At 45.1% G+C, this 12,046-nt stretch carries 10 protein-coding genes; all 10 read right to left on the bottom strand.

What is annotated here, in order from left to right:
- Positions 1 to 2: 2 nt before the first annotated feature.
- The 10 genes from Q1A08_RS06100 to Q1A08_RS06055 all read right to left on the bottom strand — a co-directional run bounded on the left by Q1A08_RS06100 (position 3) and on the right by Q1A08_RS06055 (position 11,951).
- Positions 3 to 794: an ABC transporter permease gene (locus tag Q1A08_RS06100; protein ID WP_299771110.1), complete on the bottom strand. Its 792-nt coding sequence runs from the start codon at positions 792 to 794 to the stop codon at positions 3 to 5.
- Positions 795 to 827: 33 nt separating this feature from the next.
- The gene (locus Q1A08_RS06095; RefSeq protein WP_299770881.1) at positions 828 to 2,189 is read right to left on the bottom strand and encodes an ABC transporter ATP-binding protein; all 1,362 of its coding nucleotides are present in this window, start codon (positions 2,187 to 2,189) and stop codon (positions 828 to 830) included.
- Between the two features lies 1 nt (position 2,190).
- Entirely contained in the window at positions 2,191 to 3,093 is a 903-nt protein-coding gene (locus Q1A08_RS06090; protein ID WP_299770879.1) for a peptidylprolyl isomerase, read from the bottom strand.
- 11 nt (positions 3,094 to 3,104) lie between these two features.
- The gene (locus Q1A08_RS06085; protein ID WP_299770877.1) at positions 3,105 to 3,509 is read right to left on the bottom strand and encodes a hypothetical protein; all 405 of its coding nucleotides are present in this window, start codon (positions 3,507 to 3,509) and stop codon (positions 3,105 to 3,107) included.
- A gap of 12 nt (positions 3,510 to 3,521) precedes the next feature.
- On the bottom strand, positions 3,522 to 5,618 hold the full coding sequence (gspD, locus tag Q1A08_RS06080; RefSeq protein ID WP_299770875.1) for a type II secretion system secretin GspD: 2,097 nt from the start codon (positions 5,616 to 5,618) through the stop codon (positions 3,522 to 3,524).
- Positions 5,619 to 5,891: 273 nt separating this feature from the next.
- Positions 5,892 to 6,623 (bottom strand): SDR family oxidoreductase, encoded by a 732-nt coding sequence (locus Q1A08_RS06075; protein WP_299770873.1) that lies wholly within the window; start codon positions 6,621 to 6,623, stop codon positions 5,892 to 5,894.
- 31 nt (positions 6,624 to 6,654) lie between these two features.
- Entirely contained in the window at positions 6,655 to 8,436 is a 1,782-nt protein-coding gene (locus tag Q1A08_RS06070; protein WP_299770871.1) for an SDR family oxidoreductase, read from the bottom strand.
- Positions 8,437 to 8,506: 70 nt separating this feature from the next.
- On the bottom strand, positions 8,507 to 10,276 hold the full coding sequence (locus Q1A08_RS06065) for a GGDEF domain-containing protein (protein WP_299770869.1): 1,770 nt from the start codon (positions 10,274 to 10,276) through the stop codon (positions 8,507 to 8,509).
- Positions 10,277 to 10,513: 237 nt separating this feature from the next.
- Positions 10,514 to 11,158, bottom strand: a complete 645-nt coding sequence (locus tag Q1A08_RS06060; RefSeq protein WP_299770867.1) for a thiol:disulfide interchange protein DsbA/DsbL — start codon at positions 11,156 to 11,158, stop codon at positions 10,514 to 10,516.
- 142 nt (positions 11,159 to 11,300) lie between these two features.
- On the bottom strand, positions 11,301 to 11,951 hold the full coding sequence (locus Q1A08_RS06055) for a c-type cytochrome (RefSeq protein WP_299770865.1): 651 nt from the start codon (positions 11,949 to 11,951) through the stop codon (positions 11,301 to 11,303).
- Positions 11,952 to 12,046: the final 95 nt, after the last annotated feature.

Here is a 12,046-nt window from a genome sequence, read left to right as displayed (position 1 = left end):
TCCTACATTACATCAGCAAAACCGCTTTTCACACGGTCAAAAAACGCACCAGCAGCAATATAACTTAATATTGCCACGAACCCTGCGATCAACATTCCATTGCTGCTTGGCCAATTTCCAAGAACAACTATCTCTCTTGTAGATTCGATATAGAAACTTAAAGGGTTAATTTGCATAACTTTTGCAAATGACTCAGGCACAGCCTCGATTGGGTAAAAAATAGGGCTTAAAAAGAACAAAGCCGTGGAAAGGAAAGATGCAATATAAACTACATCTCTGATAAACACTCCAAGCGCAGAGACAAACCAAACCATGGCAACAAGTTGTACGGTAAAAATCAGGTATAACGGGATCAAAGCAAAAACGCTTAAACTGAGCCCACTCCCCCAAATAGCGACAAACAAGAATAATACCAGTAGGGACAATACAAAGTGAAAAAGTGAGGATAAGACAGACACCCAAGCTAAGGTATCAATCGGAAAGACCACTTTCTTAACAAAATTCTCATGGCGTAAGACGAGGCTCGGAGCTGACGTAAGCTGCTCTGAAAAATAAACATACACAACTAAACCACTGAAAAGAAGTGCAGCAAAGTTTTCATCCACCCCTGTTGATTGAGGCCAACGAGCTTGAAATATGACGCCAAAAACGAACATATACACAAGCAACAACAGCACTGGGTTAATTATGCTCCACAAAACACCCAACCAAGAACCGCGATAGCGAGATAGCACTTCCCTTTTTGCTAAGTTAATGATTAAGGAACGATGAGGCCAAATATCAAGCCAGCCCAACGTTATCGTATTCGGTTTAATCGAGGACAAATTTTACCCCTTTAGCCTCTCAAGCTTACAAAAGCCCATAGGGATACCAAATATCCCGTGAACCAGGTGATCATTCAGAACATTAATAACTAACGCGTCATGCAACCAACAATGTTGCACATGCTCATCTTGAGTTCCGGATGCCACTCCAACCGATAAAACATATTCATCTGTCGGCAAATAAGGCAAGCTAAGCCCAAACTTTGCACTATAGCTGCCCCCACCTTCAATATCAGTATTCTGGTCCAGCAATGCAAGATAGCTATTGTCACCGAATAAGATTTGGCCTTGCCGGTTCTTTAAAAGAAACCCAACAATAACCTTAGAAATTGATTCTGAAGTCCTGAAACAGACATCGACAACAACCTTGTGACCACCGACAGCATAACTCAGCTTGCTTCCTTGCTGATCACGTATACACACATCACTTATTTTGATTAAGCCCGTACCGAAAGAATTGCTCTTTATATTGAATGGCTGAAGCTTTATGTCGTTGCGGAGGTTTGAACCATTTAAAAACCTATCCCGAAAGTCCTTTCCATCCTCAAAATCGGGCAGCATTACCGAGCTCTCTTCTTCACGCTGTGAAATAGCCCCACTCACATCCTGTTGCTGTGCGTATAAATGCTCCAAGTAGCTTTCGGTAACTTCCTTTGCGCTTCCTTCTTTAACAAGCGTTCCTTTGTCAAGCCATATAGCTCTGTCGCAAAGGCGAGTTACAGCGCCCGCATCATGACTGACAAAAAGAATAGAACCCCGCTCTTTAAAATCTTCAAGGAAACGCATACACTTTTGAGAAAACAAGGCGTCACCAACAGCGAGAGCTTCATCGATAATCAGAATGTCGGCGTCAACATGTACGATTACTGCAAAAGCCAATCGGACATACATGCCCGATGAATAGGTTTTCACTGGCTGATCAATAAACTCACCTATACCAGCAAACTCACAGATTTTTTCATAACGTTCTTCAATTTGCTCATGAGTCAATCCATAAATCGAAGCGTTTAAAAAAACATTTTCCTTACCAGTAAACTCTGGATTAAAGCCAGCGCCCAGCTCTAATAGAGCAGCAATGCGGCCACGACATTGAATCGTGCCTTCACTTGGACTAAGGGTTCCCACAATTGTTTGCAACAATGTTGATTTTCCAGAGCCATTTCGCCCCACAATCCCAACTGTCTCACCCTTGTTCAAACTAAAACTAACGTCTTTCAGAGCTACAAATTTCGTTAACCATCCTATCCTCGGGGTAAAGAAAAAGCTCCAAAGACGGTAAATCGGTTTGCAGTAACTAACATACTCTTTGGATACATTGTCAACCTGTAAAACTCGCAGCTCATGCAAAGCAGCATCCTTTGGCATATTAGTCTGTCTTTCCTTGTATATGCTTATGCTTTGCTAAAACCCTCGAAATAATCTTTAAAGAAGGCTTGGTAGAGGCATTCTCAGCCAATTTGCTTATTCGATCAACTTTATATTTTTGAGCCATATCGTTTTTTAGGCTCTCAATTATTGAGCTTTTAACTTCAGCGAAAGGCTTTATCCCACCACCACGAATATCGCTAACTTTGATGATATGAAATCCAAACTCCGTTTTAACCGGCCCACTTATTTCGCCCTCCTGCATACTAAAGGCCTTTTCTTCAAACGCAGGAACCATTTTACCCTTTGCAAAAAAACCTAAGTCACCTCCATTTCGCCTAGCTGATGGATCTTGTGAGTGAGCCCTAGCCATTAGAGCAAAGTCATGCCCTTTCTCTGCCTTTCCCTTAAGCTCTAATATCTGCTTTAAAACCGATTCCTCATCTTTGTTTTGAGTTCTTAGTAGAATATGGGACGCTCTAACTTGTTTTTCAGTTTCAAATTGTCCCTTATTCTTTTCGTATACTTTCTGAGCCATATCTTCAAAATTCACATTTCTGATTAAGGCCTGCGCTTCAACATTCAAAAGCGCTTCCTTCAATGTTGAATTAACTTGAAATTCACCCAGCCATTTGACCTTTTCATTTTCAATATATGGATTATCTTCAGCAGTCTCTGCTAGCAATTTTGTCACATAAAGCAACTCGGCAATTTGGCCGACAGTAGCTTCATCCAGAGTTTCATATTTTTCCTTATAATTGACAAGCAGGTTATCTATGTAATTTCCCACTTCAGATTCAGTAATCCTTATTCCCTCACCCTCAAACATAACAGCATCCTCGGCATTGGAAAACTGTGAAATAAAAAAAATAAATACTGACAGCGCTAAAACTCTTATTTTCATACTAGTAACCATCACTTGTGATACACCCACCATTCTCCATCAATTTCGATCCACTTTTCTTGCAAAAATGTTGTCACGGGCATCGGTATTCTATGTGACTTAAATACTAACTTAATTGATACTTCGCAAACTGACTCTTCACAACTAACTTTTTCTATGTCTGCTGATTCCCATTGCCCACGCCCTCCATAACGAGCAGCATATTCTTTCTCAGTATTAACACTTCGAAAACTTGGCGTAGTAAAAGAAAGAGCCTTAGCCAGCCCTTCTCGCTTCTTATCTAAAAAGGCCTCAAAACGAGCTTGCGCTTTATCACGGACCACATCTTCAGGCGTCAAACTTTCTTTGACACTGCCTGCACACGCACCCAAAAACAAGGTCATGAAAACCAGATTTTTTTTATTAATTAAATTCACTTTCATTTGTCCTTATTTTGAAGGGTTACCTTCCAATAATGTTAAATCACTAATACGCGCACGCATCTCGCGGCTGATGTCGCGCATATCCTGTTCGTTAAATAAAACACGCGGAGTCAGAATAACCAGCAATTCTGTTTTCACCGATGTAGTTGATTTTTTACCAAATAAAGCACCCACAACGGGGATGCTATGTAGACCTGGAACACCACTTGAGCCGTTAGTTTTGTTTTCTCTGATCAAGCCGCCCAACACAACGGACTCTCCCGAGCGAATGGCTATTCGAGTTTGAAACTCACGGGTTTGAAAACTTCTCTGACCGGAAACTTCATCCTGGGCGCCAACATCTGTTACTTTTTGAGTAACATCCATAGTCACCATGCCACCAGCATTTACTGATGGTGTAACAGTCAGGTCGACACCAGTATCTTTAAATTCAATATTGCTTGTAACAATTCCGTTTGAAGTCGTTGAGCTTCCTGTTTGAACCGGGGTTTGACTACCCACTTTGATAGAAGCTTCATTGTTATCAAGCACCATGATCGAAGGTGTCGAGATTACATTTAGCAAAGAATCGGAAGCCAAGGCATTTAGAACAGCCTTAATGTCCCCGGTTGCATTCACCAGCGAGTATGAAAACCCCGGACGGGAAACAGCTGGCGCATTTTTGGAATTTGCCAAACTACCTAAGCCCGTATCTCCACCACCTAAACCACCACTAAATGACCACTCTAAGCCATACTCCAATGAGTCATTTAGAGTTACTTCGATAATACTGGCCTCAACCATTATCTGCGCAGGAGATACATCGAGCTTTAATAAAGCCTTTTCGATTTTTCGATACTCATTGCTAGTCGCATAAATAAGTAGTGCATTATTATCTTCATCGGCCACCACTTTGACATCGCCTGCGATGGATACACTAGAGCTTCCATTTCTACTTTTATTGGCTGTCTTGTTTTGCTGATTTTGATTACTACCGCTTTTGTTCGCAGAATCACTTACCGATTGACGATTAGAACCTGGTGCCACACCAGAGCGACTAGATGGGCTCGAGCCACCCCCAAACAATTGCCCCAATAGCTCTGCTATATGGCTGGCGGTTCCATTTTGCACAGGGTAAACATACAGCTGAGGCTCCGCCCCACTATCAGGTAATTTGTCTAAACGCTTAATCCAAGTTTCTACCTTTTCCAGCAACTTAGCCCTAGGGGTAATAACCAATAAACTACCTAGGCGCTCTAGCGGTATTAACTTTATTAGCTCGGAAGGACTCTTCGCAGTTTCCCCTGTACTTGCAATAATCTGACCCAAGGCCGCTTCAATCTCAGCAGGGTCGGCATACTCAATCGGGAAAACACCAACCGACATGCCTTTAAGCGTATCAATATCGAAAGAACTGATAATATCTAACCAGCCGGACATTTGAACACGGGTGCCTGCCATAATGAGTATGTTGCGAGCTGAGTCGATTCGAACAAAGGCCTTATCACCCGCTACTGGCTTAAGAATATCTGCCATTTCAGCGGCGCCAATATTTTGTAACGGAATTACTGTAGTGGAGTAACCAGCACCTTTGCTGTTATGGCTTTCAAACTGCGGAACCATAGTTTGCAGTGCTTTAGAGGCAGAAACGAAGTAACGATCATTTGGATCACGCACCATCAAGACACCATTGGCTTGCAATAGCGATTCTAGAACTTCTAACAGTTGGTCTCTGGGTATTGGACTACGAGTCCGAAGAGTAATCTTGCCCTTGATGGGGTGCTCTATCACGTAATCTAGCTTTAATGTGTCACCCAAAATAGCGTGCACAACATCAACCAAAGGAGCACCCTCGAAATTCATCTGCACAGCTTGACCATCTAATCGAATAGCTGAGCGTGCTGAGGGAAACTTCAGCTGTCGATCATTCCCCTTATAAATTGTTGCCTGAGATTCTTTCTTTTCCTCATCCTGAACCTCTACTTTCGGGGCCTCTTCAGCCACGTAGGGCTCATCTGACTGCAAAATTCGATCAAACGAGAACGGGCTTTGCTTATCATCATTATGGGCGCAGCCACTCAGGGCAATAATAGACGCCGCTAGCAATGAAACATGTTTTTTCATAGGTAATTGTCGCTTCTTACTACACTAGGGGCCACTTTAACCCACAGCGGTGTATTTAGAGGCCTAGATAGGCCATTTTTAGGGCGATTAGTCAAAGGGCGAGAGTATACCCTAAATGCATCCGCGGCGTGACTCCCCAACTCGGCTTTTGAGGGCTTCTACGCCATAGCTATTAGGTATTGAATTGATGGAAAGTTCACTGTGAGCAACAAAGCCTTCCAAGCGGGTAAAATCAGGGGTTAAACGGCTTCAATAGTACAGTTATTGTGCAGCCTACTTAGCAAGCAGCCTACCCGGAAGCCAGCGCAAGAAGCGAGCGACGATAAACCATGGCCAACTCGGAATAAAGCGACGCTTACACTTGCTCTCGATAGCATCGACTAGAGCCTTCGCGCCGTCTTCGGGGCCTACTAAAAAGGGGCGACTTGCTGCCCCTTGGTTAATTGGGGTATCGATATAGCCTGGTTTTAACAAAGTCACATCTATGTTTTCGTTCCAACACTCTAAACGCAGGCTTTCTGTGTAACTCGTTAAGGCTGCTTTAGAAGCACAATAGTCAGCCGCGCCAGGCAAGCCACGCTCGCCAGCAACTGAGCTAATGGCCACTAATTGACCGCCCCCGTCTTCTCTCAACAGCGCCACACCGTGATGGAGCGTTGCAAAAGCCCCAATAACATTCACTTCTATAGTGGCACGCACGCTATCGAAGCTACCTTTACCAATTGGAGCACTTTCACCGATACCCGCATTAGCAATAATAATATCTAGCCCAGCGAGATCATTTTTCGCCTGCTGTAAAATGGCCTGTTGAGCCGCTTCATCACAAACATCCAGTGCGTAGCAGTGTACAGAGACATCAGACTGCGTCTTTATCAGCTCAGCCAGCTCATTCAGCTTATCCAGACGGCGAGCGGAAAGAGCCAACTGATGACCTCTTTTGGCGAATTCTAGGGCCATATACCAGCCCAGACCTGAAGATGCGCCAGTGATATATATCTTTGCCATGCCTTTTAGCTCCTGCCTGTGTAGCTAATATCTAGCTGCTTGTTTGTTGCTGACTAAATTCAGCCATTTCAGCAACGGTAATTTTTGCCTCTGGAAAAAATGGATAGAAAACCGGCCAAACATGGGGTTGATCATTCCAAACACGTAGCTCGGCATCAACACCAGCATCTTGGGCTTTTGCAAAAAAGCGTAAGGAGTCATCTTCCAATACCTCTGTACTACCAACATAAATACGAATTGGCGGTAGGCCATTTAAATCGCCGTACAAAGGAGAGATCATCGGGTTTTGCTTATCTTCGTCACCAACATAATGATCCGCACCGTTTCGAATCATATCGCCAGTGAAAAAAGCACAGGCATCGCTATTCGCTTGCATGCTAGCTCCTGTACCGGCCAAATCGGTCCATGGTGATAACAACAATGCGGCCGCAGGCATGGCTAAGCCTAACTCTTTTATCTTTAATAGCAGCGCAGCACTTAAACCACCCCCAGCAGAATCTCCTGAGATAACAATTGATTCTGGCTTGATACCTTCATCCAATAAATACTGATACGCGGCAAGCGCATCATCTAAAGCCGCGGGGTATGGGTGCTCTGGAGCCAAGCGATAGTCCACACTAAAGACCTGCGCTCCAGCCTGTTCTGCCCAAGCCCTAGTCATATTGGCATGGGTCTTAATCGAACAAAAAACATAGCCTCCGCCATGCAAGTAGAGCACAGTATGGGAGCAGCTAGCGGACTTAGGTTTCTGCCACTGCCCTTTTACCCGGCCCCCTGCTTCATTAGCAGGCAACTCAACATCTTCACAAAGCACATTAGGCATAGCCTTAGAGCGGCTGGTTTTTTCGACCGCCGCGCGAATGCGCTCAGGCTCCCATGGCTTACTCGTATCTGCGAATTTTGCTTTAAAATTTTTACGAATCGTCCAACTAAAGAATCGCGATCGCCATGAAGGCGACTGTAAGCGAGCTTGAATAGGGCCCGGATCTAGTTTTGGAGATTCGTCATCTTTTAAGAAACGAGCAATAATTTTAGGGTAGGAAGCAGGCATTAAACGCTGGAAGAAGGATAATAGCTTCGCATCGTTACCTACCAACACTCTATGCTTGCGCTTACGCACCCCGCTAAGGATGATTTCTGCGGCCTTAGCAGGTGGCATAACTAAGTGTTTTTCATTGCTTCGCTTTAAAAGAGCCTCACGATCCTCTGCGCCCTCATCAAACTCTGCACTGTTGGCAATATTTGTATGTACACCACCCGGGTGAACGCTGGTTACATGCACACCAAAGTCGGAAAACTCTTGTCGGATAGATTCATTAAAACCACGCACCGCAAACTTACTCGCGCAATAATGAGTATTGCCCGGCATTCCAATAAGCCCGAACAGGCTAGAGATATTTACGAACACCCCTTGGCGCAGTTTTATCTGGGGTAGAAAAGCTCGAGTTCCATATACAACACCCCAAAAGTTAACATCAACAACTTTTTGAAAAGCTTCAGAGTCAGTATGTTCAAACCGGCCCATACGGGCAATACCAGCATTATTAAACTGCAAATCTGCCATTCCCAGCTGTTGCTCTACCTCTTGAGCAAAGCCTTGCCAAGCTTGTTCATCCGATACATCCAGCGACCAATGCTCGACAGCCTCGGCACCCGCATTGCGTGCCTCCTCGGCAACAGCAGCGAGATCATCTTGATTAATATCGGCCAAAGCCAATCTAGCGCCTTCTTTAGCCAGCGCTAAACTCAGGGCGCGCCCGATTCCAGATGCAGCACCTGTGATAACAGCAATTCGAGATTTAAAACTGATCATATGGGTTTCCAAGCTGTACTTATTATTGTTAATAGGCACACCATACCGAAAACCCAGGGGGCTGTTTAGCCTAGCTTTGACTTATCACGCAACATTTATTGCGACCGTCATTTTTAGCTTGATAGAGGGCTTTATCAGCACGCGAGAAAACGCTGTCGAGATCATCTTCCGTAGTAAATGCAGAAAGCCCGAAGGACACCGTTAGCCGTACTGGCTCATCACGAAATCGTAGTGGCGCGGCAGCGATCATCTCTCGGATTTCATTCAGCAGATTAAGCGCCCCGGGCTCATCAGTTTCTGGCAACAAGATAACAAATTCCTCACCCCCATAGCGGGCCATAAAATCAACTTGTCGCAAGCGCTGATTAATGGATCTTGCGACCAACTTTAAAACCCGATCTCCGACCTGATGGCCATAATTATCGTTGAAGGATTTAAAGTGATCGATATCACACACCGCCAACACCAGGCCATGGCCATAGCGCTTACAGCGTTCTATCTCTTCGGCCGCTCGCTGCAAATAAGCTTCGCGGTTTGGTAAACCCGTTAAAGAATCACTATGAGCTTTCTCACGCTCTTCGCGCAGGGCCTGCTCATGTTGCTGGGCCTCATCTTCTAGGTCTTTAACCTGTCCTAAGAGCTTGCGCATCTGCCCCAACAAACCTTCACCTTGCTCACTTTCACTGTGCTGGCTAAGTGCGCCGCGCAGCGTAGCAATATTGGCGTTAAGCATTCCTTTTAATTCATCAACACTTTCGGCGCTTTGTACCGTTTTTTCGATGGTATCGATTTCATTATTAAGTGTTTCTTGCAAACTATTTTGCGCATCACCTTGCTGCTGTTGAGTCTCAAGCGCCACCCCTAAGGACTCACCGAGTAAAGCCAGCTCGCCATTGAGTTGCGACAGGTAATTTTCGAAATTTAACTCTGCAGCCAAAAACGCCTGCATAATTAAGTCACGAATGTCCTCTAAGGTGGGCACTAACTCATACCAGTTTAAGCCCCTGGCGATTCGATTCTGAGCGCGTAGAGCTTTGGCCGCCACACAAGGCTCCGGCTGCAAGCCATCCAACAACTCTGTTAGCACTCGGGTGATATGATTGGAGATTCGGCTAAACGCAGGCTCATGCCTGGGCCTCTCTAAACTTGCCTCTAACTCAGCCTCGATTTCTACACGGCTTAAAAATTGCCCTTCTAGCTCTTCTTGTTGAAGCTCTGCAACTAAGGGCTGCTCATCAAGCGCATCTTCATCGGCATTCGACAACTCTACAGGCCGCTGCTGATCCAAACCCTCAGACTCTTCTTGAACACCCTCTTCAACCGGAGCGATTTGTCGTTTGTTTTTAAGCTTATCCCAAAAGCTACCGGGGCCTAGCGCCACACTTTCAATCACCAAGCTTTGCAGGTCGGCAAGCTCCGTCAGCATGGCGGAATATTGATGCTGTTGCTCTACCCGCGATTTCAGCTCACGGCGAAATCGTTTCAAGCCTTTATCAGCTGACTTATCCCTCGAGATCGATTGCAGCTGCTCACTAATGCCCTTTAAAGCCTCAAGGCTAACACCCGCCCGCTGATCACGCCGTGCATCATATGCCACTACACTGGAATCCAAGCGGCTGAGTAATGGGCCAAGCGGCTTAGGTTGAGAGCTTCTCAGCTGGCGGCGTAAATCATCCAAGCGCTTATCAAGCTCTTCATCTAACCCTGTTGCAGCAACACTCAAACGGCCCAAAGCTTTTTTCAAGCTGTCTTGCTGCTCGTCAAAACGCTTTTTTTGACGCTCATTGGAGTCGATTAGATTTAGATACTTCTCTTTCCAGTCTTGATCGCTGCTTGTCATCTGCTTGCCGTGGCCTATTGATCCATTTAAAAAGTATAGACGCCCTTATAGGCATAGATAGCGGCTGATCGCAGGAAAGATTGAGCAAGGGAAGCTGAGGAAAATAGCTGATGGGTGTTGATGAAGACTAACTTGCCCCTGTGAATTAAAGCCCCAGAAACAGAGTAGATATAGAAATTAGAAAGAATCATTGCTGCCAGCCCAAAAGCGACCGACAGCAACTGTTAAAAAGCGGCTTTACTTAGCGGCTTTTTCTTGGCGAATTTTATTGACCAGGAAGTCTGTGATCTTAAGCATATTGGCCTGACCACCCGCCTTACGAGCACTTACAACGTAACGACCGTCAACCACAATCTCTGGAGTACCAGAAATTTTCGCGCCACGAGAGCGAGAATGGGCGACGCGAACCTGAGTATTTACTCCAAAGGAGTTGAATATTTTTTCAAATTTCTTAGGGTCTACACCATGCTGCTCGAATATAGCTTTCAGTTCATCTTCATCAGACATATTTTTCTGATTAACAAAGATGCCATCAAAGATTGGCATATGAACCTTATCTAACACCTTCAGAGCTTTAGCCGTATAAAAAGCTTTAGCCAAAGCAACCTGTGCGTAGCCACGCTGGCCTTTATTCACTAATTGCCAAGCAACTGGAGTTTGTACCAGCTCCACATCATCAGCCAAACCCTTTTTCCATTGGGTGATTACAGGCTCAAATTTAAAACAGTGGCCGCAACTGTACGAAAAGTACTCATCCACCTGAATTTTATCACTACCGGTTTTTAGAGGGACCGCCAGTTCAATATAGTCTTTACCCGCCTCATATTGAGCAAAAGCCGACAGGGAAAACAGCATCGCAGCAAAAGCCAGAATGGCACGCATATTTCTTCTCCATAACTGTATAGATAGCATTAGACCGCTAATTTGATTCTAGTTCCAAGGCCTTAACAAAAACTGAAGACCATAAATCTTACAGGCAGCAAAAAGGCGGCCTATAGCCGCCTTCTCAAGAACGCTGGGTATCTTAGTTTAAGCCAGCGATATAGTTTGCCACAGCTTTGATCTCAGCATCAGTCATATACTGAGCAACACCGCGCATAATTTTAGTATCGCCATCGTTTACACGATCACCGTTGCGGAAAGCCTTTAACTGCTTTTCGATATAGTCAGCGTGCTGACCACTTAGGCGAGGATAGCCAGCTGGAGCATTACCTTGGCCGCGTGGAGAATGACATCCAGTACATGCCGGAGTGCCGGACTCCGTATTACCCGCACGGTAAACCTTGGCACCCAAAGCAATTGGGTCTTCAGAACGTAAACCTGACTGCAATTGCACCTCGATCTCTTTAGAGCCACTTAGCTGCATATTCTTGCTGCTAAAATAAGCCGCGATATCAGCCAAATCCTGATCACTCATAGCATCCAACATGCCTGTCATTTCTAAAACAGGTCGAGCGCCAGATTTGATGTCTTGCATCTGCTTAACTAGGTATTTTTCACCCAAATTAGCCAATTTAGGGAAATTCGGAGCAGCGCTATTGCCATCTTTACCGTGGCAAGCTGCACAGATAACAGTCTTGGCTTCGCCCGCTGCGGCATCACCTGCCGCGACGGTGACATTGGCAGTAGATAAGGCTGCGATGGATACTAAGGCGTATTTATATAGATTCTTCATTGGCTAATCCGTAATCCGGTTATGAATCGCCTCTTAGGCGAGACTATCACTTATAAACCTGCTGCAATGGCATGGCTTGACCCTATTGTAGACGG

This window comes from uncultured Pseudoteredinibacter sp. (assembly GCF_947500695.1).
Lineage (GTDB): Bacteria > Pseudomonadota > Gammaproteobacteria > Pseudomonadales > Cellvibrionaceae > Pseudoteredinibacter.
This window is presented reverse-complemented; position numbering and strand designations above follow the sequence as displayed.

What these genes read in the sequence shown, in the direction of transcription:
- Q1A08_RS06095 (WP_299770881.1), bottom strand. Translation starts at nt 2,189, where the DNA reads ATGCCAAAGGATGCTGCTTTGCATGAGCTGCGAGTTTTACAGGTTGAC.
- Q1A08_RS06090 (WP_299770879.1), bottom strand. Translation starts at nt 3,093, where the DNA reads ATGAAAATAAGAGTTTTAGCGCTGTCAGTATTTATTTTTTTTATTTCA.
- gspD (WP_299770875.1), bottom strand. Translation starts at nt 5,618, where the DNA reads ATGAAAAAACATGTTTCATTGCTAGCGGCGTCTATTATTGCCCTGAGT.
- Q1A08_RS06075 (WP_299770873.1), bottom strand. Translation starts at nt 6,623, where the DNA reads ATGGCAAAGATATATATCACTGGCGCATCTTCAGGTCTGGGCTGGTAT.
- Q1A08_RS06070 (WP_299770871.1), bottom strand. Translation starts at nt 8,436, where the DNA reads ATGATCAGTTTTAAATCTCGAATTGCTGTTATCACAGGTGCTGCATCT.
- Q1A08_RS06065 (WP_299770869.1), bottom strand. Translation starts at nt 10,276, where the DNA reads ATGACAAGCAGCGATCAAGACTGGAAAGAGAAGTATCTAAATCTAATC.
- Q1A08_RS06060 (WP_299770867.1), bottom strand. Translation starts at nt 11,158, where the DNA reads ATGCGTGCCATTCTGGCTTTTGCTGCGATGCTGTTTTCCCTGTCGGCT.
- Q1A08_RS06055 (WP_299770865.1), bottom strand. Translation starts at nt 11,951, where the DNA reads ATGAAGAATCTATATAAATACGCCTTAGTATCCATCGCAGCCTTATCT.